Below are 24,459 nucleotides of genomic sequence, written 5' to 3'. Positions count from 1 at the left end.
AATTGGAGGGCATTTTTACATAAGTGCCTTTACAAACCTAGATGCTACTGCTTTTCTCCCTCTACGCTGATAAGGAATGGAGATGGATAACCCTTTCCTAGCTCGAGTCATTGCCACATAAAGCAGGCGCCTTTCTTCTTCGACAAATGCAGGATCTCCTTTTCTTAAGGAATCTAACGAGAATTCATGTGGGAGAGAACCATCCACAGCACCAATGATATACACATTGGTGAATTCAAGTCCTTTTGAGCGATGAATCGTCATAAGCTGAACAGCTTCAGTGCTCGTTTCACGTGACTTTCTCAATGCTGATTGTGTGGCAATCATATGATCGACATGTTGTAGAAATTCACGAACGCTAGTAAATTTATTTGCCATGACTTTTAAATCTTTAATGTCATCGGACCCTTTTTCAATCGTGTTTCCTTCGTTCCCTTGTTTTTTTAGATAATCAGAAAAACCAAGCTCTTTTTCAATGGTTGCAATGGCTAGAAGAGGTTGAAGAGTCTGCAACGTGTGGACTCTTGGAACAACCTTCTTTAATTTTGCTAATTGAAAATGCTGGAGGTTTTGAAGCTTTAAAAGTGCTTCTAATAAGGTACAATCATGTAATACCGAGAATGCCTTTAAATCATTTAGAACAGACTGTTTAAGAAAAAGAGCACGAATTAAGTCACCGATTGCTGACACATCGTCAGGATTTACACTGAGTCGCAAGTAGGCAAGTAAGCTTTTGACCATCTTTTTTTCATAAAAGGAAACCTGTCCTTGTTCGATCACAAAGGGAATACTAGATGAAACAAAGCGTTCTAACACAGCACGTCCTGCAGAGTGAGTCCGGTAAAGAATCGTAAAATCGCGAGGTGCCGCACCATCCCTTATTTTTTCCTGAATATCATTTAGAATTAACGTGGCTTCTTCTTCCTCATCAAAAGGAAAAAAGAACAGCGGAGCTAAATCGCTCCCATACTGAGCAGTCATTTTCTTAGAAAGTCGCTCCTTATTTTTGGAAATGACATGGTTAGCTGTCGAAACAATTGTGTGATCTGAGCGATAATTTTCACTTAGGGTCACAACTTTGGCAGTCGGATAATCTTTTTTGAAATTCAAAATAAAAGATGGCTCACTACCTCTAAATCCATAAATCGACTGATCATCATCGCCAACTACACAAAGGTTGTTGCTGTGAGAAGACAACAGACGAATAAGCTCGTACTGCACAGGGTTTATATCCTGAAATTCATCGATTAAAAAATAGTGAAATCTCCGTTGATACTGCTGAAGTAGGTTTTCATTTCCTTTAAGCATCTCATAGCATTGGACCAACATATCATCAAAATCAAATTGCTTATTTTGCTGTTTTTGTTGCTCATAACGCTTATAAAGAGTCAGTACCTGTTCTTCCCATTTGTCCGTGGTTTTAACGGAATCAGGCGTTTGTAATGTATTTTTCCATAATCCAATTTGTTGAATCGCTTGATCAAAAGCAAATTCCTTTTCATCAATTCCGAGCTCTCTGCAGCTAGATCTTAAATACTGCTCCTTTTGCCAATCCCACTTTAGTAGCTTGTCCCCTGAATACCTTTCACGATCGGCATGAATGAGGATTTTGTAAAAAATACTGTGAAATGTACCAGACACCAGGTTTGATACGGGTAGGTTTGCACTTTTTGCTTGCAGATGAATACGATCCTGCATTTCGCGGGCAGCTTTTGTTGTAAACGTGACGAGCATCATCGACTTTGGATCGATGTTTTTTTCTTGAATCATATAAAGTGCTCTTGTTGTTAGTACACGGGTTTTACCGCTACCTGCTCCTGCTAAGACAAGAAGGGGACCATCCGTTTCTTTAACTGCCATTTCTTGTTCAGCATCAAGAGGTAAACCGCCTACGAATGCAGAATGTTTATGATGAGGTGGTGAAAACGGTGTCAGGATTCTCGAAGGCATCGGTAAGCGCCAATTCGTTTCCGTTTCTATTTGATCAGAGTCAATTTTTCTAGACTTTGGAATTCGAAAGCCATTTTTTTCTTCATATATCGTTTCAGGCTCGCTACCTTTTTCTTTAGGAATAAGTTTTTCACAATAAGTCTCGCATTCTAAGTCACTATTTTGAATACTATGATAAAAATACGGCTTCGTACGCAAACCTAAATATAGTTTCACAGGTTCTTGACAGCAAGCACAAAGTACGTTGCCAGCAAGACTAGCTTCATAGATTCGCTGATAACTTTCACGAGGTAACGTGGATAAAAAGATGAGTTTTTCTAGGTGTTTTGCACAATTCACTATGTAACCTCCTCCCATAAATTGAATGGTAACGACGTATTATGTAGAACAAAAGCGCAAGCGCGACGACCATCGCCATGACTGCACTAGCACGTTAATCGCTCGGAGCTGGATGCAGAAACGCATACTTTTTAATAAATTTTATACTTTCTGAAACTAGAAACAAAAAGTCACAAACTCTATCATATCAGATCACAGCAGTCTCGAAAAGAGAGTGGGTACAGGTTTAAAAAAAGGGAAATTAAGGGAACGAAAAAATAAGAGGTGATCGTAATGGGCTATATACTGCCAATACAACTAGACACGTACACGCAATATGTAAACCGAACAATTCCAGCTAAAAACGACTATGCACAGGTGCCGGCTACAGCAACTATTTTATTGAATAATCAATACATTGAAGAAGAACGAAGACAGGATCAACAACGATTTTCACAAATTTTAGATACATATAAAAAAAGAGATGACGTAAGGAAGAACCCTTCTTCAAAATACACGGGAAAAGGGAAGTTGTTTAACGAATACGTTTAGCCGATCCAAAAATGCATAAAAATGGGACGTGAAGATCGTTAATGTCTCATCTTGGTTGCTTTTTTAGAACGGCTATTACTGTCTACATAACTAAATTGATTCGTAATGATTTAGCTGAGATATTTGTAGAAAATTATCTACTTTGGGTGAAAGGTAAGTAAGCGATTATTGTGCTTGAACATGTAAGCCTTGACCTTCGAGCCATTCAGCGTATAGTACGTCTTCAATTCGGTCGATATTTTTTTTATGTAATTCTTTTCTAAGCCACCCGTCATCAAAACCAGCTTGTTTCAAATTCGCACTTATGACAACTCCATCGCTGATAAACGTAATTGGAATGTGAACTTCAGTGGGTTGCAGATTTAAATCTTGATTTGTTGGTACATCGTAAGTCGATTTTCTTAATACACTAATGGTGCCATCTGTTTCAAGGACAGCATACTCAACCTCCCGCAAAGAAAAAACACCCTTTGAACGGACCAGATGTTGCAGTTGATTAATGTCTAATTTGTTTTTTTTCAACTGTTCTTTCGAAATTTTTCCGTGATGAATAATAATGGAAGGTCGTCCCTCTAAAAATCCTCTAGAAAGATTCCATTTTTGTGTAATCGTTTCAAGTAGATAAATCAAAGCTCCCCATATCGTGATGGCAAATAAAATTCTTGAAATGCCAACCTCATCGTCAAAAACAGCGTTTCCGACAAACTCACCTAAAACAAGTGCAGAAATAAAATCAAATGTGGTAATTTGAGTAATCTGTGTTTTTCCAAGAATTTTTGCGACAATGAACAATCCGATAAAGCCAATAATTAACTCCAATACCATTTGTGCATAATCCACTATGTATCACCTTCCACTAGGACTAACTTATCTGTGTTAGCTTTTGCAGAAGAGGTGGTTTTTATTTCAAATACAACCAGAAAAAAACCCGGTGATATCAGTCTAGAATATCGCCGGGTTACCTTTTATTAAATTTCTACACTCTTAATCATTGTCACATGTGGAATGCCTGCGTCCATGAATTCTCCTGACACAGTGTCATAACCAAAGTGCTTGTAGAAAGCTTCTGCATGTGTTTGAGCGTTAAGTTTTAGTTTTTGAATTCCTTTTGTTTGTGCGATTTCTTCGAGTTTGTTCATAAGCAATTTTCCTGCACCATTTCCTCGATAATCGGAAAGTACACAGATTCGTTCAAGCTTACCAATTCCGTCGACTACACGGAAACGTGCAGCACCAACGGGCTTTTTATCGTCATACAAAACAATGTGGTCAGCTTCTTGCTCGTATTGGTCAATTTCTTCTTCCTCTGGAACCTGTTGTTCGGCAACAAACACGAGCCGTCTTACTGTATATGCATCTTCAAGCTGTTCATCTGTCGTTACAATTAATACTTCCACTTAGTTGGATTCCTTTTCAAGTAAGAAGGTTTCATAAACAGTCCATGATCCATTTTCCAACTGATACAGAAGGTGGAAACGATCGATCGTTTCTTCGTGCTTTGTATCGAGCATTTTTAGGCTTCCGAGTACATCGGAATGTTCATCATCAGATAATTTTTGGCCAACTGTAATATGTGGAACAAATGAAAATTCAGGTTGACTTTCCAATGCGCCTTTATGAAGGATAGCATGTAGCTCACTCAGTTTATCTGTTGGTTCTACCTTTAAATATATCGTGTTATTTACAGGTGAAAAAGAGCTGAATTTTTGGATGCTAATCTTAATTCGTTCTGCATTCTTTGCAATCCTGCGAAGATCTTGGGCAATCTCTTTTACTTCGTCTTCTGTTGCTTCAAAAACAGTTTTGAGTGTAATATGTGGAGCAATTAACGCGTAATGTGGGTCATAACGTTTACGATAAGAGTTTACTAAATCCTGTAATTTTTTTGATGGAAAAAGGATAATTCCAAATTTCATGATATTCCCTCCAGACATTTTTGTTTTTAATAGGTAGGATAATATTCTTTTGTTACCAAGACTGCGTTTCGGCATCCAGATACAGTGCCTAGCCCCGTGCAGTCGTCTTATGCTTGTCGGCTGAACAAGGCACTTCCGCTTTTGTATGTCATTATATCAAAATTTCGTTGTGAAACATATTAACAGGCGTTTAACCGAACATTTCTTTTAGTAGTGGTGTTAAAAGTGGTTGCCAATATTTCCAAGTGTGGTCGCCTTTAAATTCTTCATAGTGATAGGGAAATCCTTTTTTTTCGAGCAATTTTTGCAATTCTCGATTTGGTGTAATGAAATCTTTTACTTGGCCATCCGTCGTTTTTACTTGCGTTTCCTCTGTTCCAATTTGATGGAAAATGGAAGGGAGAGAAGGTGAGGTAAAATCTTCAACTGCTTTTGTTACATCTTCATTTACAAAAGGTGATTGCAAGATTAATTTCCCAAATGTATGTGGGTAGGCAAGCCCTGTTAATAAAGAAACTGTCGCACCTAATGAGTCGCCAATCAGGGCTCGTCCGTGGCCGACTTGATAGGTAGGAAATTCTTGATCTAAAAAAGGGACCAGCTCATGCGCTAAAAAGCGAACATAGGCAGAAAACTTTTCTCCTTGAGGGTGGTATTTATCTTTTCGATCATTCACATCGTTATAGGGAATTCCTACAATGATTAAGTTTTCAATTTCATCTTCCTTTAACAATGCTTCAGCCTGCCTGGCGACACGACCAAGACGGAAATAGTCTTGTCCATCTTGTGCAATCAATAAACTATATTTATATAGTGGAGAGAAGTTTTCAGGTAAATAAATTAAAAGAGTTAACTCCTCTTGTAAAGCAGTTGAGTAAAACATTTCTTCTTTAATAATGCCGGTTTGTTTTGTCATGATAACCTCCAAAGCTGTCTTATGAATTGAAGCGCTTCCATCATCAGTGTAAGTCTTATGCTGCTTCAACTAAGTTTACCACGATTGCCTGAAAAGTTCACAGTGAATCGCTTATCAACAATCAGGGCAATGTTTAAAAAAGAATCAACGGGGAAAGTAACAGTAAAGCCTATTAAAAATTGAAAGGAGAATCACAATGATTAAAAAACAAAAAGTGATTTTATCCGGTATTGCATTATCAACAATAGGTGTTACTTCTCTTGTATTAAAGGACAAGTCCCGACGATACAAAATAGAAGATTCAATGAAAAAGGCGAAGCGAAAAATTATGAAGTTCATGTCAAAGGAAGTAAAATTAGACAACTTTCCTGTGAAAAAAGCAGGTCACCCCGATCCACATGATATCGACGACAACAAAATGGTATCTGAAGGTGCTATGTATGCAGTTCAGTACTATGATGAAAAAAAACAATAGATTGTAAAGATAGGTGCCCAAGTAGATTTGGGCATTTTTTTAACATATAAGAAAGTATAAAATTTGATACTAAGTCTGCGTTTCGCAAGTCCAGCTCCAGCGCCTAGCCCCGACGCACAGGACGTGCTAGTGCAGTCGAAGCGACAGGACGTCGCGTTCTCGACTGCCTCGAGGTCATAAGTCAATTCTAAATTGAAGGCAAAGAACGCCTTCTACCCTAGAATCGCCTTATGCTATGCCTAAGGCTGACCAAGGCGCTTGCGCTTTTTTTATCGAGAAATTTGATACATCCCCTAACTAAGATAATAGTTTCCCTCTATATAATTAACCCAGAACTCCCTTCCTAATTATACCGAAAATCCGATTCCTTTTTTAATTTTCAGGAAACGATTGACTTTACTTTCATATTCTATATAATGAAGCTAATTAATCCGATTAACCTGATGTGAATTATTCGTAAGGTGGGTGAGTAGAATGTTTTTAACAATAAAAAATGTTTCAAAGGAATTTCCAGGGCGTGATCGTTCTGAAATTGCTTTATCAAATATTGATTTAGATGTGAAGGAAGGGGAATTTGTCTCAATTTTGGGACCCTCTGGTTGTGGCAAATCAACATTGCTCTCAATTGTCGCAGGCCTAACTACTCCAACTTCGGGAGAACTTATCCTCCAAAATAATCCGATAAAAGGACCCGGAAAAGAACGTGGAATGGTTTTTCAACAGGCTGCCTTATTTCCTTGGTTATCTGTTGAAGAAAATGTCATGTTTCCGCTCCAAAAGGAATTATCCAAGAATGCTGCGCGTGAGCTCGCACATAAATACTTGTCGATGGTTCAATTGAGTAATTATACAACCCATTCACCACATGAATTGTCAGGTGGAATGCAGCAACGTGTTGCCATTGCAAGAGCACTTGCGATGGACCCTGCACTACTTTTAATGGATGAACCATTTGGAGCACTTGATGAGCAGACGCGCTCAAGGTTACATGAAGTGTTAGAAGAGATCTTTCTCGAAACAAAGAAAACGATTCTTTTTGTCACACATAGTATTCAAGAGTCTTTAAAGCTCTCAGACCGAATTGTTGTGATGGGTACTCAGCCAGGTCGAATTTTAGACGTGATTGAGCTAGACTTTCCACGTCCACGTGAACAAACCCGCGCGGAGCTATTACCTTATGAAGTAAAAATTAAAAGCTTGCTAAAAGCAGAGATTGATAAAGTCGTAGAAAAGGAGTTACAGCATGCAGCCAGCCGTTAAACGCATCCTCTTTTATGGCGGACTTTTTGCTCTATGGGAGCTTGCTGTTCACCTATTTGGAATTTCAGAAGTTTTACTACCTGCACCATCAGATGTTTTTACCTCATTATATAGAGGCTTTGCAGATATGACGCTTGTTTACGACGTAATGGCTAGCTTTAGACGACTAGCAATTGGGCTTGCCATCTCCTTAACACTCGGAATGTTGTTAGGGGTCCTATTAGCAAAATCAAAAACAGCGGACGAAACGCTTGGCTCACTGATTTTAGCCCTTCAAGCTGTACCAAGTATTGTCTGGCTTCCACTAGCCATTATGTGGTTTGGACTTAATGAAGCGGCAGTCACATTCATAGTCGTTCTTGGTGGAACTTTAGTTATGACAATTAATATGAGAACAGGAATTAAAAACGTCCCACCACTCTATATTAATGCAGCCAAAACAATGGATTACCGTGGCTTTAGTTTGTTTTGGAAAGTCATTTTCCCTGCATCCATTCCGTATGCAGTAACAGGCACTAGATTAGCATGGGCTTTTGCCTGGAGAGCATTGATGGCAGGAGAATTGTTGAGCACAGGTCCAGGTCTTGGTTACTCACTAAGATTCGCCTCAGACTTTGGAGATATGAGTCTAGTTATTGGAATTATGATGATCATTATGGTTATTGGAGTTGTTGTTGATCTTCTTTTCTTCCAGCGCGTAGAAAAGAATGTCATGAGAAAATGGGGATTAGAAACTTAAAATACGGGGGAAAGAATCATGAAAAAATCATTGTTTTTATCAATTATTGCTGCTTTAATGATCGGCCTGTTAGCGGCATGTGGATCAGCGAGTACTCCAAGTGGTAGCGGAGAAAAGAAAGAAATTGTCATTGGGTATTTTCCAAACATTGATCATGTACCAGCGATGATTGCGAGAGAAAAGAAGTACTTTGAAGACTCTGTTGGTGAAAATGTGAAAATCTCTTACAAAACATTTGCGGACGGCCCAGCATTTATGACAGCTTTAAAAACAGGTGATATTCACGCAGGATTAGTGGGTCCAGGACCTGTCATGAACAACTATGCAAATGGTGCAGATGTGAAAATTCTTGCAGGTGCATCTTCAGGTGGAACAGTTATCGTAGCAAGTGAAAAGAGTGGTATTAAAAGTATTGAAGAAATTGAAGGAAAAACATTCATTACACCAGGTGTAGGTTGCACACATGACGTACAAATGGAAACATTTTTACAAGACTTCGGAATTAGTTCAGCACGTATTGGTGGAACGTTAAAGCATGTAACAGGTAACCCAGCACAATACGGCGCAATGTTTGAATCAGGAAAAGTAGATTTAGCAGCAGTTCCTGAACCATGGGCATCTCAATTCGTTAAAGATGGAGCAACAATTCTAGTAGATTCAGACGAAATTTCATACGGAACGACATTACCAAATACCGTGTTAGTAACAAGCAATGAATTAATTGAGGAAGACGAAGAGCTTGTAAAAAACATCGTAAAAGCACATGAAAAAGGTGTAAGCTTTATTAACGAAAATAAAGACGAAGCACGTGAGATTGCAATTAAATCAATTAAAGAGGCAACAAACCAAGAATTAGATCCTTCAATCATAGACAGTGCATGGGAGCGCGTTCGTTACACAACTGAAGTAGATGCAGAAGTTGTTCAAGAATTTGCAAACTCTTCATTTGAACTAAAATTCTTAAAAGAAAAACCAGAATTTGATGAACTAATCGACACGTCATTTGCAAGCAAATAAGGGGATAGCATCGTGAAAAAACTCATACTTGCTTTGTTCCTCACCGTATTCTTGACAGCATGTGGACAGTCAGTAAACCTTGAAGAACACTTTAGCCTGAGTGGTCAAGTTGAACCACTACAGGCTGTTAATCAAGATGGTGAATCTGTAAAAACAGCAGACTACAAAGATTCAGTCTGGCTGGCAGCATTTATTTTCACAAATTGCGACACGGTATGTTCACCAATGACTGCCCACATGGCAAAATTACAGCAACAAATAAAAGACAAAAATCTAGATGTGAATATGGTGTCATTCTCAGTCGACCCTGACAATGATACAAAAGCGGTTGTAAAAACATTTGGTGAACAATTCGGAGCAGACTTTACCAACTGGGACTTCCTAACAGGCTATGATCAAGCAGAAATCGAAACCTTCTCAAACAAAGGCTTCATGGCCCCAGCAGCAAAAGTCGAAGGCTCCAGCCAATTCGTACACAGCACAAACATCTATCTCATCAAAGGAAACACGATCCTAGAACAATACGACGGAGTCTCAGACGTACCCTACGATAAAATAATTGAAGATATAAAGCTACTAAATTAACATAAGACTCTTGCAATTCGTACTGGAATAAGGTAAAGTAGTAAAAAACATAAACAATTCAAAAATTTCATAATACTTTCTTATCAAGAGAGGCAGAGGGACTGGCCCTATGAAGCCTCAGCAACCGGTCAATAACGAGTGAAGACTCTTGGATCGATTGATTTTTGCCAGGTTTAAACACAAAAACTATGTTGTTTTCTGATTTAGCCGTTTGATAATAAAAAATTGAAGCGAACAAAGCGCCCTTGTTTGTTCGAAGCAATTTTTTATTATCAAACGCAGTCACGCGTCAGCGTGACGTGCAAGCGAATGCTTGCAGCTAAACCAGAAAACCTCTAGGCTCTATGTTTAAACCTAACCAGCTAAAATCAATCTACCTTCCAAAAATCTTCCGAGTGCCAAGGTGCTAACTCCAGCAAGCAACACCTTTCGCTTGCAAGATAAGAAGAAGCCGACTATAACATACCAAGACTTCTTCTACATGAGGAAGTCTTTTTGTTTTTTTACAAGCTTCTTCACACATCCCAAATCAAAAGACTACATATTCCTAAGGATGGTGACAATCATGAATCAAAGAATTGAAACAAAGCTAGCGCAAATTGGCAATCGAAGTGAAAAAGTCACAGGAACCGTTAATCCACCCGTTTATTTTTCAACAGCCTATCGACATGCTGGAATCGGGGAATCGACTGGTTTTGATTACATTCGGACTGGTAATCCAACCCGTAGGCTTGTAGAAGACGCAATAGCAGATTTAGAGCATGGCACTGGAGGATTTGCTTTTAGTTCTGGAATGGCAGCCATTCAAACGATCATGGCCCTGTTTGAAAGTGGAGATGAGCTCATCGTGTCCTCAGATTTATACGGCGGAACGTACCGCTTGTTTGAAAAAGAATGGAGGAAATATGGACTACAATTTCAATACGATGACTTTACAGATTTAAATGCTACAGAACAGAGAATATCATCACAAACAAAAGCATTGTTCATTGAAACGCCAACAAACCCTTTAATGCAAGAAGCAAATATAAAGGAGCTGGCAAGCCTAGCTAAACGTCACAACATACTAGTAATCGTTGATAACACCTTTTACACACCTGTTATTCAAAAACCAATTCTTGATGGAGCCGACATTGTAATCCATAGCGCAACAAAGTACTTAGGTGGACACAATGATGTGCTCGCAGGTTTAGTAGTAACAAAAGGGGAGGAGCTTACTGTTGCGTTTGCTGAACATCAAAACGCAATCGGCGCTGTATTATCACCTTTTGATTCGTGGTTGTTAATACGAGGAATGAAAACTTTATCACTGAGAATGAAGCAGCATCAAAGTAACGCACAGGAATTGGTCGAATTTTTGGAGCAGCAGCCCGAAGTAACAGATGTTTTATACCCAGGAAAAGGCGGCATGATCTCGTTCCGACTACAAAGGGAAGAATGGATTAATCCGTTTTTAAAAAATCTAAATACGATCACGTTTGCGGAGAGCTTAGGCGGAGTGGAGAGCTTTATCACCTATCCTGCAACGCAAACACATATGGATATTCCAGAAGAAGTAAGAGCAGCTAATGGAGTGTGTAATCGTCTTTTACGATTTTCAGTAGGAATTGAACATGCGGAAGACATTAAGGCAGATTTGCAAAAAGCCTTTTCAACTATGAAGGGAGCTGAAGCTGTTGAGCAACTCTGAATGGACGTTTCAGACGAAACTGTTGCATAACGATTCAAAGGTCGACAAGGAAACAGGGGCAGTAAGTGTTCCGATTCATCACTCCTCCACTTTTCATCAAGTTGATATTGAAGAGTTTGGGAAATACGATTACAGTCGGTCTGGAAACCCGACCAGAGAAGCTCTGGAAAACGCGATCGCAGAGTTAGAGGATGGAACGAGAGGGTTCGCTTTTTCATCAGGGATGGCTGCGATCTCAACAGCTTTCCTGCTCCTTTCAAAAGGAGATCATGTTGTCATTTCAGAGGATGTTTACGGTGGAACGTTTCGGATGGTTACAGAGGTATTATCCCGTTTCGGAATTGATTACACGTTCGTCGACATGACTGATCTTCATGATGTAGCTTCAAAAATTAAACCAAATACAAAAGTAATTTATATGGAAACCCCTTCAAATCCATTGCTGAAAATTACAGATATTAGTGGCATCGTAAAGCTTGCCAAGGCAAATAATTGTCTAACATTTTTAGATAATACCTTTATGACACCAGCTCTTCAACGACCATTAAGTTTAGGAGTTGATGTTGTATTGCATAGTGCAACGAAATTTCTTGCCGGTCATAGTGATGTGTTGGCAGGATTGGCTGTAGTGAAGGACGCCGAACTTGGCCAGCAAATTTACAAGCTTCAAAACTCATTCGGAGCAGTACTTGGTGTACAGGATGCATGGCTCGTTCTGCGGGGTATGAAAACTTTACATGTGCGACTGCAGCAATCAACTGCTTCAGCTCGTAAAATCGCGGAAGCATTAAGTAAACAACCAAAGGTAGAGGAAGTGTATTACCCAGGTTTAACCTTCCATAAAGGCTATTCGATTCAACGCTACCAAGCAGATGGACCTGGTGCCGTTCTTTCTTTTAAACTACCAGATGCGGAGGCAGTGAAAACCTTTGTACAAAATGTAAAATTACCAGTGTTTGCAGTTAGCTTAGGAGCAGTAGAATCAATCCTCTCTTATCCTGCTAAAATGTCACATGCAGCAATGCCGAAAGAAGAACGAGAAGCAAGAGGAATTACCGATGGTTTACTGAGGTTAAGTGTGGGACTTGAAAATGCGGAAGATTTAATTAAAGATTTTGAAGGTGCATTTGCAAAGTTGCCATTGGTACAGAAGTTTCGGAATGTGAAAGTAAGGTAACCACTTCAGATTTTGAGGTGGTTTTTTTCTACCAAATTTCTGTTTAATAATAGAACTCCTATCTTCTTTGTTCTGTTTTAAATACGTCGCTCATAACCTATCATATAAAATACTATGAATTCAAAACAATTACAAAAGTTTGACAGTTTGAATGTTACATATGGTAAGATAAGATAGTAGTTTTTACACAATTTTTACAAAGGGGGATATATAATGAAGAAATTACGTAGTAGTTTTATGTTTGTAATGATATTGACTTTAATTATGATCATTGCAGCATGTGGGAACGAAGGGGCATCAGGTGGAACAGCTGATGAAGGCGGAGAAGATAAAGCTGAAAAGCAAGACCTTAGCCTTTTAACCGGTGGAACTGGTGGAACGTATTATCCACTTGGAGGACAAATGGGGAAAGTAATTACTGACAATACAAATGCACAAATTACACCGCAAACTTCTGGTGCTTCAGGAGAAAATATGGAAACGTTAAGAGTAGGAGATGCGGAACTTGCATTCTCACAAACTGACATTGCTGCATATGCTCTTGAAGGAAAAGAAATGTTTGACGGTAATCCTATTGATAATATCCAAGCAATTGGCTCTTTATATCCTGAAACTGTTCAACTTGTTACGACAGAGAAAAGTGGAATTAAATCAGTTGAGGATCTTAAAGGAAAAACTGTTTCAGTTGGTGCTCCTGGATCTGGTGCCTATATTAATGCCATGCAGATTCTAGAAATCTATGGTTTAACAGACAAAGATATTAAACCTCAGAATCTATCTTTTGATGAGTCTACTGATGGAATACAAGCGGGCAACATTGATGCAGCGTTCATTACTGCTGGTTCACCAACTGGCGCTGTCGAGGCGTTATCTGCTCAAAATGATGTTGTCATTGTGCCACTAGCTGATGATAAAATTAAAGCATTAGTTGAAAAATACCCATACTATTCAGAGGACGTTGTACCAAGTGGTACATACAAAATTGAATCAGATGCTAAAACAGTTGCTGTAAAAGCGATGTTAGTTGTTACATCAGATATTGAGGAAGATTTAGTCTATGAAATGACAAAAGCGTTGTTTGACAACACTGATAAAATCACTCATGCAAAAGGTGAACTCATTACACCGGAAACAGCTCTTGAGGGCTTAGGTGATATGGAACTTCATCCTGGTGCGGCTAAATACTTTGAAGAAAAAGGTGTAACGAAGTAAACACTTTTAAGGGAATCGGTAGGCCGCAAAAGTGGTCTATCGATTTCACATTTTATAGTAACTCCATAATTTATGTAATTTTAAATTCAGAAAGTGTTTCTGAATCCAGCTCCAGCGCCTAGCCCCTCGAGGTCATAAGTCAATTATAAATTGAAGGCAAAGAACGCCTTCAATTTATAATCGTCTTATGCTATGCCTAAGGCTGAACAAGGCGCTTGCGCTTTTTTTATAGAAATAAATTTATGTCAAAATAGGTAGGCCGTCTATGAAATTAAAGAGTTTCGTTGTTCTTTTAATACCCGTGTTACTGTTTATCGCATTTATGTTCTACTATCCTTACAAACAAGTAGTGGCTTTTACCGACCAGGATCAAGAAAAATTACTAGCGTATTTGTCGATAAAAAAGGATAATACCTTTCAAATAAAATATACACACTCCATCCACCTCTCTGATGTGATTGAATCCTTTCATTTATCAGACAAACACATTGTTCTAACTGAGCTTGCTTATAAAGATTTTGCTGTAGGAATGCCTTCCAATGCAGAAGGTGAGGAAATTTTTAAAGAAAAAAATGGTACATACTATATAAAAAATATGAATCGCTCTTTTAAATTTATTGACTTACGAATTGGACAAGTGAGAGCAAACCATCGTGTGATCTACCAGGATAAAACATATACCTTATCCGAGTATATGAAGCCAGGAGCATGGGTCCGAATTAAGCGCGAGAAAATTACGTTATGGCAACAATTGAGAGGAGTGAACATCAATGACTGATAAAGAAGAAGTGAAGTACTTAACTGAAGAAGAGCAACAAGCGCTCTTAGAAAAATATGATCCAGAGGCTGGGACCAGGAAGTTAACAGGTTATCTGGGATACATCGTGTTTTTTGGACTTCTTGCTTTCTCATTATTTCAACTATACACGGCAGTATTCGGTGTTTTTACAGCACAAATTCAACGAACGGTCCATTTAGGCTTTGCGCTCTCATTAATCTTTTTACTATTTCCAGCTAACAAAAAGAAGAAACAAAAAGGAAAGCTCCAAGTTGCTTGGTATGATGTACTTTTAGCGATTTTAAGTATTGGAGTCGGAGCTTATTGGCCGATATTCTTTCAGGATCTCGTAATGAGTGTTGGACGATTAGATACATTGGATTTTGTCGTTGGACTTCTTGCAATCATACTCGTATTGGAGGCAACAAGACGTACAGTGGGTTTACCGATTATGGTTATTGCTATCGTTTTCCTTCTTTATGGGATTTTTGGACAATACATGCCAGGATTCTTATCACATCGCGGGTTATCATTAGAACGAACGGTTCAGACAATGTTCTTTACAACAGAGGGGATTTTAGGTACACCTTTGGCCGTATCGTCTACATTTATTTTCCTGTTCTTATTATTTGGTTCCTTCCTGATTCGTACAGGAGTCGGTCAATACTTTAATGATCTTTCAATTGCGATCGCAGGTAGAAGCATTGGTGGTCCTGCTAAGGTTGCTATTTTCTCTAGTGCTCTTCAAGGAACAATTAGTGGTAGTTCCGTAGCCAATGTTGTAACATCAGGTGCATTTACGATTCCAATGATGAAAAATCTTGGTTACAACAAAAACTTTGCCGGAGCAGTAGAAGCTTCAGCATCAACAGGCGGACAACTAATGCCACCTATAATGGGAGCGGCTGCTTTCTTAATGGTCGAATTTATTGGAAATGGTATTACCTACTGGGATATAGCGAAAGCTGCTGTAATACCAGCTGTTCTCTACTTTGCCGGTATTTGGATTATGACTCATTTTGAAGCCAAGCGCCTTGGGTTGCGTGGACTAACTAAAGAAGAAATGCCAAGCCGCAGAGAAGTGTTTGGCAAGATTTATTTATTAATACCAATTATCGCAATTGTCGTTTTGCTCATGTCGAACATTACAGTTACACATGCAGCACTTTACTCAATCCTCATTTCAATCGTTGTAGGCTTTATTAACAAAGCTACACGGATGAAATGGATGGACATCATTTATGCGTTAGTCGATGGAGCACGGACAGCTTTAGGTGTTGCAGCAGCAACGGCAGCTGCAGGGATTATTGTTGGAATTGTAACAAAGACGGGATTAGGTTTAAAACTCGCTAACGGCTTAGTCGATTTAGCTGGTGGACTGTTAATTCCAACGCTTATGTTAACGATGCTAGCAGCACTCGTGCTAGGAATGGGTTCACCAACAACTGCCAACTATGTCATTACATCTACAATTGCAGCACCTGCCATGATTTTACTTGGTGTCGCAGATTTACCTGCTCATTTATTTGTTTTTTACTTCGGAATTATTGCAGACATTACACCACCTGTCGCACTAGCAGCATTTGCAGCAGCAGGAGTGTCTGGTGGAGAACCGATACGGACCGGAATTATCTCTTCAAAGCTCGCCATCGCAGCTTTTATCATTCCGTACATGTTTGTTCTCTCACCTGAACTACTAATGATCGATACAACCTGGACTGAAGTAATTTGGGTAGTCTTCACAGCCATGACTGGGATGATTGCCATTGGCGCAGGTGTTATAGGATTCTGGATGAGAAAAATGCACTGGTTAGAAAGAATAATCTCTGGAATTGTTGGGTTACTCCTCATCTATCCAGAACGTGTTTCTGACATAACTGGATTAATAATGTTTGTTGTTTTACTTGCTTTACAATATGTGTGGAAACGTGATAAAGACAGTACTCCAAAACTATCTGCACAAGCATAAAGAAAAGCCGCTTTCTCTAATGCTGAGAAAGCGGCTTTTTTTGGCATATTTTCTGGGAAATAAGTCGAAAGGTGTAGAAGTGATAGGGTAAAAAGTGTTTAGAAAAACGTATATCACTCAATCTTAAAAATCAAGTTGATTGAATATTTCTTGACTTTAACTGATCAACTTAATATAATAATAAATACGCGGTAACGATTATATCATATTTGACTTGTTAGCTCAGTGGGAGAGCACTTCCTTGACAGGGAAGGGGTCGTGGGTTCGAATCCCTCACAGGTCATCAAACAGTAGAAACCCCTGCTATGACTGGTTTTTAAGCATATGCACAACATTTAACAGTACAGCAATTTGACTGCTAGTGTGGTAGACCTCTCTTTCCAGTGTGGTAGTCAGGGAATATCAGTCAGAATCCAAAGTCCTTGGGAATGTGTAACAGCATTCTTAGGGGCTTTTATCTGTTTTCAGGAATAAACAAGAAGGAGAGTCAAAGTTATGGCAAGGACTGGAGCAAGAGGTAAAGCGAGGGTTAGTAGAACTAGGGATGTCTATAGCACTGATCAAACTTTTAAACAATTACATGATGCTTATCTGTTTGCAAAGTAGAGTGAGGGACTAACAGATGGAACCTTGAATAATAAAAGGGTGCCAGATGCTAAAGAAATGGATGTTTTGCCAAGAGACCTGACAGTTCAGGAGTGTAGGGAATTTCTTTATTATTGTCAAAATGAGATTGTAAGACATGAGAGGAACAACCATACACCTGCTAGTCAGAAGTGGAAGGGATCAACAGTCATTCAAACATTTAAGGGCATTCTTTCATTGGCTTGTGCAAGAGGGGTTGCTTGAAAGAAATCCTTGGGATGGTGTCAAATCTCTTAAGGAGGAAGTTGATACAGTAGATTCCCTTTCCCTAAGGAGGAAATAAAGAAGAGCAGAGGAGGATTTGAAAAAAGTACATTTGTAGGGTTTAGAGATTATTGTTTATTTACACTACTTTTAGATACAGGAATGAGGGTATCAGGAGCATTGTCATTGACATTGAGTGACATTGATTTTCAGACAAATATTACATTGGCAGCTAAAAATACAAAAAGCAGTAGAGGGAGATATGTACCATTCTCAGCAAATAGTAACAAGAATTTAAGGGAACTAATTTTAGAAGTCAATGAGATGGATGAAAGTAGACAAGGGTTGTTGTTTCTTACAGTCTATGGGAATCCATTACCAAAGAATGTTTTTAGAAAAAGAGTGAAAAAGGTTGCTCAGATGAATGGTATTAAAAAGAATGTAACTGTTTATATGATTAGGCATACTTTTGCAAAAATGTATTTGATGAATGGTGGAGATATGTTTTCTTTACAGAAGATTTTAGGACATTCTAAGATTGATATGGTCAGGAAGTATGTTCAATTTACAACTGAGGATATTTCCAATAATCATAGGATATTCAGTCCATTAGACTCTATTAGATAGTTTGAAAAAGTGGGGGAGTGGTTAATTTATTAACTTTGTAAGTTGTCACTCATTAACTTAGAGTTTCTCAGTCAACAATGGCATAGGAATTATCATGTAATTCTTGATAACATGAAGAATTCTGAAAGTTACAAGTACCTTGATAAAGAAAAGAGTAAATTTAGAAGAAGTACTTTGAATTTCTTCTCGCATCCTCTAACTATGTAATTTGCACAGTGATTTTAATTTTACTTGCTACCATAATTCTAAATGTTTATAGGTCCCCCTGCCTCATACCCCCTAGTCCCCCCATGCAGTCCCCCACCCCCAATTATCTTTAGAGCTTTTACAATCATCTAAAGTTATAGACAGCTTAGCTACTACATCAACAGCATTACATCAATTGCAACAGTCATAATATAAGCTATTGGCTCAACTTTCTCATTAGTCTAATTCTCTAATTATCTTTAGAAAAAGCTTGTATTACTCCATGCAGCAGGCTGAGCAGATTATTTATCAAAATGGTAGTGTACAATACACCCATTAATAGGTGACTATTTTAAAATGATATTTTAATTTAGTCAATAAGAAGGACTATAAATAAAAAAGGAGTTTTATATTTTTATATAAAATTGAGAAAATAAAAGAGTAAACGCTATCATGGTTGACCTTTTTTGTGATATGGTAGATTTTAGGTATTATATAAGGGGTGACAAAAGTGTTATTAAGTGATGTTGATATTCGTAGAGAGCTAGTAGATGGCGAAAATATAATGGTTTATCCATTAAAACTTGAGAATATTAAAGGCAGCTCTATAAATTTAACTGCGAGCAAATATGCTTGGAGAATTTCAGATGGTGATTCAGCAGTGGTGGGTAATAAGATAAGGATACCTGCACATGAAACTGTTTGTATTTATACAGAGGAATCCTTATGGGTCTCAAGAAGAATTGGTGGTACATATCATTCAAAAGTATCTCAAGTTTCCACAGGCTTAGGGCACATTTCAACTACACTAGACCCCCAATGGCTAGGATTGTCTTTAATTGCTGTCAGTAATCCCACCAAACAGCCTATTGAAATACTCATAGGATCTACTTTTGTTTCAGTCATGCTCAGTTACTTACAGACACCAGCTACAAAAGGGAAAAATGAGAATGCGGCTAGTCGACAAGACATTTCAAGTAGATTTCACCTGACCGATGAAGATAAAGAATTTTTAAGGAAAGAAATGTTTCGTTCTTATGACGGCTTAAAGGCGGCAATGCTAAGCTCACCTAATTATCAAATCATTACAAAAGAAAGAGATGAGGCACTCCAGGCTCAACAACTGGCTGAACAACAACAGGCAACTGCAAGGAAAGAGTTTAAACAGACTTTCTGGTATCCATTAAGTATTGGCTTAGTAGGGGCATTAGTTGGAGGTATACTTTCTATTATTGGTAATATTATAGTGGTAGTCTATTTTAAATAAAGTGGATTTACAGCTCCCTAAAAAGGTTTTTTTCATTACTATATTTTTAATAGGGTTGTCCCAGTGCCCTCTACCCCCTGCTCCCCCATGGGAGGGGGGGGCTTTTTGTCCATTTTAACCTTAATATTCTGGATGTTTTTCATGATTTATTATTAGACACTCTATTTAAGAAGGATGGAAACATAGGAGGCTATAACTTGGTCAAATTAGAAGTGTATTAAACCCCATTAATAAAAAATTCAAAACCAAGTATCCTAAGTTGTGGGACTTATGTAAAGAAGTTCACGATAAAAGGTTGGAGTGTGATATTTCACACCCTCTACACAGAAATACAGGAAATTATACTAAACCAATAGAATACAAATATATTTTCAGTCTAAGAAAAAAAATGTGGGAAGGATATCAAGAGTTGATAAAAGAATTCAAATGGTATAGCAAATTCTATTAATAAAGGTTTAACGTAAGGTTGTTTATATGATTTTAGCTTCTTCCAATTTTATTTCACTAGAAAAAAATAGAGTCTTTAGGAATAGTCAGAGATATTATTACTAAGATTTTATCAATTCATATAATTAATTTAATCGTATATTTGAGCAGTTTTCTGTGAGGGGATAATAATGATTAGGGAAAGTTTTTTAAAAGCCATAGACTCAATAGAACAGGCAAGAACTTTTAATCCCAACAAAGTTGATCAATTAATTTCGTTATGTAAGAGAGTTAGTGTAAATCACAGTCAAACAGACCTGCTTAAAATGTACAGACTTTGCTCAAACATTGTGCTTTCATTACCCGATTATGAATTTCCAATCTATAAAAATATTGTTTATGACTTTTCTAACGCTCTCATTGAGTTAGGTAAAAAACATAAGAGAGTTTCAAGATATTATGATGGCTTTACCTTCGATCAGTCAAAATTCCAATTTAAAAAATTTATGCAATTTGCAGATCCTCATATTTTTGCCATGGGCCTTTTTCTTAATCTTTCAAACCATCTAGAGCGATTAGGATTACCAGGTGAAGCATATAATGCTTTACTAAAATCTATGGATCCTTGGGTTAAGATTTACAATAAAGATACACGTGAAGGAGACATAAATCTTGAGAATTTTGATCTCTTTGAAAGTATATTGATTGGGAATGTTGCTGTTGGTATAGATGGTAATAGAAGAAATCTTATAGAACGTACATCAGTTAAATTTCGATTGCTTAAAATCTTAGGAAATATAGATGATAATGCAAATGCTATTTTTAAAGCATATAGGGGATTTACAAAAATAGGAAGAGATGCAATATACGCAGATATTTTATTTTACACTAATTATTTTGAGTTGCTTTCAGCAGAACATACTGTAAAGGAAAAATTTGATGAAGTTAAAAACATACTTATTGAACAGTTTTCATTGGAGATAAGTAAAGGAGACGCAGATACAAGCTTTATTATTGCCTCTAGTCTTGCTAAAGTATTAAATAGTAAAGAATGGGGAGAGAAGGCTATTAATTGCCAACCTTCTCCTGTCTATTGGGCTGAACTTCTTCAAATTGAAACATTAGTCAGTTGTTTATCAGAACCTTTTAACGATTCATTAACAATGGACCTTATAAACCGTTTTCTAATACAAGCTTCAAGCATACATTCTGATCGTATGATGTTTGAATTATGTAAACAAAAATACAGTGATATTATTAATTTGGCAGCTGTCACTTTTATTTCTAAAGAGAAATACCAATTAGCTGTAGAGCTTATTTATTCCTGGAATGTTTATAAACAAAGTAACAGCATGCTTCCGTCTCCCAAGGGAAGAAACCTGCTTGTTTTTATAGCTAATTTTAATCAAGGTGGAGGTCTTTTTCTTTTATATAATAAAGATGAAGTGATCATCATGGGTACAGGAAGTGACAAAAGGTTATCTGACGTAATTAAATTAAAGGATAAGATTGAGGCAAGCTGGACAGCAATTTTGGACGAAACAGATACTCTCATTCCAAACATGGGTACCCGTAATCATGTAGAGCTCTCTTTAGATTATATTGAGACTCTTTCTGATTTTATCGGTTTAAAAGAACTCTTAAATTTATTATCGGAATTTCCTCAAGGTACGAAATTTGAATACATTGAGTTATCTTGGACTAATACTCCGGTTGTACCTATACTAACTAATTCAGCAGAACATACTTGTACTATTTCTATAACTAATTCAGAGTTGTCTTTGCCGAATGAAATAAAGAAGGTTTTGATTTGGGCTAACCCAGATGGTTTTTTACATATGGCAAATTTTGAAATTGAAGCACTTACTCATATATTATCTGAGAATGATATTGAATGGGAACTATATCAAGGAAGTGAATGTACGAAACAGTTATTTATACACAAATATAGCGATCCCACATTTGATTTAATCTGGATTATCTCTCATGGAGAATTTAATTCGGATAACCCACCTTTTTCATTATTGCACGTCTCTGCAACAGAACCAATAACATCATGGGAATTGCAGAAATTGATTCCTTTTTGTAATCGCAGAAGATATGTTATTTTGAATGCATGTCAAAGTGGCAGTGCAGCTGTCAGATATAATAGTATGGGGTTTTTAGGAATTGGACCGTCTATCACTAATGAGTATCAGACAGTTTTAGGGCACCTATGGTTTGTTGATTCACTTGCTTCGGCAATTTTAGGAAGCCTTACTCTACATTCACTTCTTGAAGGGAACTTACTTCAAAATGCTTTAAAGTCAGCTTCTAAAACAATGACTAGAGGTAATCAAACGATAGCAGATAAACTTTCCGAGATAGGAGATAGCCTACAGCTAATAGATCGTGTAAGAAACGCTAGTTCAAAAGATTTAAGCTTACCTTATTATTCAATGTCTGCAGTATTGTTTGAATAAACAATAACAATTAAAAAATGACACTAATATAACTGATTAAATATGTGGAAGATAAGAAAAGATCTACATGATTCAAAGAGGATAAGGTGACCACTACTACATCTCGATTATATTTTAATGTCTACCATCACCACTCAACGCAAGTGGAAGCCAGTAGTCGAAGGCTCATAATAAGTGAGTAATCCATATAAATAGTGCCTTCTTTCAATTGTATTAAAAAAACATTGTTAGCTCTCATCAGATTGTGCCACTTCACTCGTCATAACGTTCGCCATTTCTCTTCCTGTGGTTGTTATAGTTTGGGAAGACAAAAAAGTATCTATGGCATCCGTTTGGCAACAAACTGAAGATAACTATCGAATACCGAATATTATTAAAAACGTCCAAAAATCCTTAACATATAAGGATTTTTGGACACTATCGGTAACAAGAGGTAACAGTAAATAACATATTAGTAGACCTTGACAGGGAAGGGGTCGTGGGTTCGAATCGCTCACAGGTCATCTAATTTTAAAGGCTGTAATCCTTGATATATCAGGGGTTACAGCCTTCTTTGTTTTTACTTAACAGTTTCTTTGATTATCGAGTAAAGCCTTTTTTTAAGTAAAGAAGTAGATAATTGAATTAGAAAAGGATTTGTCTATCTTTCCTAATTTTAGAGTTATACGGTATCCTTTCAAAGTATGTAGGTTAAACAACCCTTATTTCGAAAACAATTTCAAAATAACTTCCATTATTGCTACCTCATTAGTTTTTACACAAGCATTTTATCTTCTATTGTAATTAGTAACGTACCATTAAAAAATAGTGTTACTGTGAGTTTTCTACAGTTGCTTGAATAACACCAGATAATGATTTCATTTGGTAAAAGATCTCCGTAACATATACATCCTTATTTGTTGTCACTATGCAACTAAGAACAATATTATTGGATTCTTCTTTAACTTTAACTCGTTTTATTCCTAGTTTTTTACTCTTCATGTCCTTTAATAGACTTGTTAAATCTGTGTTTTTTTCGATATACAATCTCACGTTTATTTCTTTATCTTTTAAACTTTTTGGTCCTAGCCATTCAAATAAATCAGGGATAATTCTCACACCTAATATCATAAAAGTAATTCCTAAAAGCGCTTCAACATAAAAACCTACACCTATAGTTATTCCAATACCTGCCGAAGCTAAAACTAATGAAGCAGTAGTCAAACCCGATATTGCTTCATTACTTCTTCTTAAAATTACTCCAGCTCCCAGAAACCCAATCCCACTTATTACATATGAAGGTATTCGTCCAGGGTCCATTGGACGAGAATATTCTTTTGAATACAAAAATGCGGATTCATAGGATACAATTGTCAACAAGCAAGCAGTAACTGATACGATTAAACAAGTTTTCAATCCCAAAGGCTTTCCTTTTAATTCCCTTTCTAAACCTATTACTAATCCCGCTATAGCAGCGAAGCTCAGTTTTAATAGAGTGTCATTTCCTATTACATGTTCAAATATCTCATTCATAGTAACATTCCCCTCTTTAAAAAATGATGAAGTATATTAATATTTAGGATTCCTTAATTATATCTCAAAACATTAGATATTTCCTTTTCCCGTAGATGTTAAACATTACAAATAATAATGGTTTTTCTTTTAGGATTTGTTAAAGGTTGATTTAATAAATAATTAAATTCAAAGCTTGTTGAATGAAATGTATGGCTAGTTATCCTATATCTTAAATGCAAAGTGTTTTCTTTGAATATCATCTCCATATATTGTCACTATTATATAAGTTTAATAGATGTTATAATAATTTCTGTTGCGGAAACAAGCAATGTGCGATTTTGAATAGTAAAAAAAACCGTTGACATATGAGAGATTAATTGATATATTAGTATCTCGGCTATAAAATGATCTTTGAAAACTAAACAAAACCAAGCGTGCCAACGTTGATTTAATCAACAAAGGTAACAAAGTTTTTTTCGTACATTCGTGTACAAAAAAAGAGCTAGTCAAACAATCTTATTGGAGAGTTTGATCCTGGCTCAGGACGAACGCTGGCGGCGTGCCTAATACATGCAAGTCGAGCGGACATTTGAG

21 protein-coding genes, 1 tRNA gene, 1 rRNA gene and 1 riboswitch are annotated in these 24,459 nt (G+C 37.2%); of the genes, 17 read left to right on the top strand and 6 right to left on the bottom strand.

Annotated elements, in window-relative coordinates; genetic code table 11:
- Positions 1–15: 15 nt before the first annotated feature.
- Positions 16–2,289 (bottom strand): ATP-dependent helicase, encoded by a 2,274-nt coding sequence (locus ACFFIX_RS10640; protein WP_378933642.1) that lies wholly within the window; start codon positions 2,287–2,289, stop codon positions 16–18.
- Positions 2,290–2,562: 273 nt separating this feature from the next.
- Between ACFFIX_RS10640 and ACFFIX_RS10635 the strand changes: the two genes are divergently transcribed.
- On the top strand, positions 2,563–2,820 hold the full coding sequence (locus ACFFIX_RS10635) for a hypothetical protein (RefSeq protein ID WP_378933639.1): 258 nt from the start codon (positions 2,563–2,565) through the stop codon (positions 2,818–2,820).
- Between the two features lie 165 nt (positions 2,821–2,985).
- On the opposite strand, the gene ACFFIX_RS10630 is transcribed toward ACFFIX_RS10635, so the two are convergent.
- From ACFFIX_RS10630 to ACFFIX_RS10615, 4 genes are all read right to left on the bottom strand, one after another.
- Positions 2,986–3,660, bottom strand: a complete 675-nt coding sequence (locus tag ACFFIX_RS10630) for a DUF421 domain-containing protein (RefSeq protein ID WP_378933636.1) — start codon at positions 3,658–3,660, stop codon at positions 2,986–2,988.
- A gap of 128 nt (positions 3,661–3,788) precedes the next feature.
- Entirely contained in the window at positions 3,789–4,217 is a 429-nt protein-coding gene (locus tag ACFFIX_RS10625; protein ID WP_378933633.1) for a GNAT family N-acetyltransferase, read from the bottom strand.
- Positions 4,218–4,736 carry a YjcG family protein gene (locus ACFFIX_RS10620; protein ID WP_378933631.1) on the bottom strand — a complete coding sequence of 173 codons (519 nt, stop codon included), beginning with the start codon at positions 4,734–4,736 and terminating at the stop codon, positions 4,218–4,220. It lies immediately after the preceding gene.
- A gap of 190 nt (positions 4,737–4,926) precedes the next feature.
- Positions 4,927–5,652, bottom strand: coding sequence for an alpha/beta hydrolase (locus ACFFIX_RS10615; RefSeq protein WP_378933628.1), 726 nt, complete (start codon positions 5,650–5,652; stop codon positions 4,927–4,929).
- Between the two features lie 196 nt (positions 5,653–5,848).
- Here ACFFIX_RS10615 and ACFFIX_RS10610 point away from each other — a divergent pair, with 196 nt between their 5' ends.
- From ACFFIX_RS10610 to ACFFIX_RS10540, 15 genes are all read left to right on the top strand, one after another.
- Complete coding sequence (locus ACFFIX_RS10610; RefSeq protein WP_378933625.1) at positions 5,849–6,127, top strand: YbyB family protein; 279 nt, start codon at positions 5,849–5,851, stop codon at positions 6,125–6,127.
- A 474-nt stretch (positions 6,128–6,601) separates the two neighbouring features.
- Complete coding sequence (locus ACFFIX_RS10605) at positions 6,602–7,387, top strand: ABC transporter ATP-binding protein (RefSeq protein ID WP_378933622.1); 786 nt, start codon at positions 6,602–6,604, stop codon at positions 7,385–7,387.
- Positions 7,371–8,126: an ABC transporter permease gene (locus ACFFIX_RS10600; protein ID WP_378933620.1), complete on the top strand. Its 756-nt coding sequence runs from the start codon at positions 7,371–7,373 to the stop codon at positions 8,124–8,126. The genes ACFFIX_RS10605 and ACFFIX_RS10600 overlap by 17 nt, the downstream gene beginning before the upstream one ends.
- Before the next feature lie 18 nt (positions 8,127–8,144).
- On the top strand, positions 8,145–9,143 hold the full coding sequence (locus ACFFIX_RS10595) for an ABC transporter substrate-binding protein (RefSeq protein WP_378933617.1): 999 nt from the start codon (positions 8,145–8,147) through the stop codon (positions 9,141–9,143).
- Between the two features lie 12 nt (positions 9,144–9,155).
- A complete protein-coding gene (locus tag ACFFIX_RS10590) occupies positions 9,156–9,728 on the top strand; it encodes an SCO family protein (protein ID WP_378933615.1) in 573 nt (190 codons plus the stop codon).
- Between the two features lie 77 nt (positions 9,729–9,805).
- Positions 9,806–9,949, top strand: a riboswitch (SAM riboswitch).
- 344 nt (positions 9,950–10,293) lie between these two features.
- The gene (locus ACFFIX_RS10585; protein ID WP_378933613.1) at positions 10,294–11,418 is read left to right on the top strand and encodes a methionine biosynthesis PLP-dependent protein; all 1,125 of its coding nucleotides are present in this window, start codon (positions 10,294–10,296) and stop codon (positions 11,416–11,418) included.
- The gene (gene metC, locus ACFFIX_RS10580; protein WP_378933611.1) at positions 11,405–12,595 is read left to right on the top strand and encodes a cystathionine beta-lyase; all 1,191 of its coding nucleotides are present in this window, start codon (positions 11,405–11,407) and stop codon (positions 12,593–12,595) included. Before ACFFIX_RS10585 ends, metC begins: the two co-directional genes overlap by 14 nt.
- A gap of 213 nt (positions 12,596–12,808) precedes the next feature.
- The gene (locus tag ACFFIX_RS10575; protein ID WP_378933608.1) at positions 12,809–13,807 is read left to right on the top strand and encodes a TAXI family TRAP transporter solute-binding subunit; all 999 of its coding nucleotides are present in this window, start codon (positions 12,809–12,811) and stop codon (positions 13,805–13,807) included.
- Between the two features lie 265 nt (positions 13,808–14,072).
- Positions 14,073–14,585: a DUF1850 domain-containing protein gene (locus ACFFIX_RS10570; RefSeq protein ID WP_378933605.1), complete on the top strand. Its 513-nt coding sequence runs from the start codon at positions 14,073–14,075 to the stop codon at positions 14,583–14,585.
- Entirely contained in the window at positions 14,578–16,554 is a 1,977-nt protein-coding gene (locus ACFFIX_RS10565) for a TRAP transporter permease (protein WP_378933602.1), read from the top strand. The genes ACFFIX_RS10570 and ACFFIX_RS10565 overlap by 8 nt, the downstream gene beginning before the upstream one ends.
- Positions 16,555–16,765: 211 nt before the next feature.
- Positions 16,766–16,837: transfer RNA gene (locus ACFFIX_RS10560), tRNA-Val, on the top strand.
- Positions 16,838–17,199: 362 nt separating this feature from the next.
- A complete protein-coding gene (locus tag ACFFIX_RS10555) occupies positions 17,200–17,403 on the top strand; it encodes a hypothetical protein (RefSeq protein WP_378933600.1) in 204 nt (67 codons plus the stop codon).
- 75 nt (positions 17,404–17,478) lie between these two features.
- Positions 17,479–18,030 (top strand): tyrosine-type recombinase/integrase, encoded by a 552-nt coding sequence (locus ACFFIX_RS10550; RefSeq protein ID WP_378933938.1) that lies wholly within the window; start codon positions 17,479–17,481, stop codon positions 18,028–18,030.
- Between the two features lie 697 nt (positions 18,031–18,727).
- Positions 18,728–19,483: a hypothetical protein gene (locus ACFFIX_RS10545; RefSeq protein WP_378933598.1), complete on the top strand. Its 756-nt coding sequence runs from the start codon at positions 18,728–18,730 to the stop codon at positions 19,481–19,483.
- Positions 19,484–20,100: 617 nt separating this feature from the next.
- Positions 20,101–22,371 (top strand): CHAT domain-containing protein, encoded by a 2,271-nt coding sequence (locus ACFFIX_RS10540; protein ID WP_378933595.1) that lies wholly within the window; start codon positions 20,101–20,103, stop codon positions 22,369–22,371.
- An 810-nt stretch (positions 22,372–23,181) separates the two neighbouring features.
- Here ACFFIX_RS10540 and ACFFIX_RS10535 read toward each other — a convergent pair.
- Positions 23,182–23,883 (bottom strand): MgtC/SapB family protein, encoded by a 702-nt coding sequence (locus ACFFIX_RS10535; protein ID WP_378933592.1) that lies wholly within the window; start codon positions 23,881–23,883, stop codon positions 23,182–23,184.
- 498 nt (positions 23,884–24,381) lie between these two features.
- Between ACFFIX_RS10535 and ACFFIX_RS10530 the strand changes: the two genes are divergently transcribed.
- Positions 24,382–24,459 (top strand): 16S ribosomal RNA (locus ACFFIX_RS10530); the annotation flags it as partial.

The sequence above is a fragment of the Metabacillus herbersteinensis genome (genome assembly GCF_042433335.1).
GTDB classification, from domain to species: Bacteria; Bacillota; Bacilli; order Bacillales; family Bacillaceae; genus Metabacillus; species Metabacillus herbersteinensis.
Note: the sequence above shows the minus strand (reverse complement) of the source record. Positions and strands in the feature narration are given on the sequence as shown.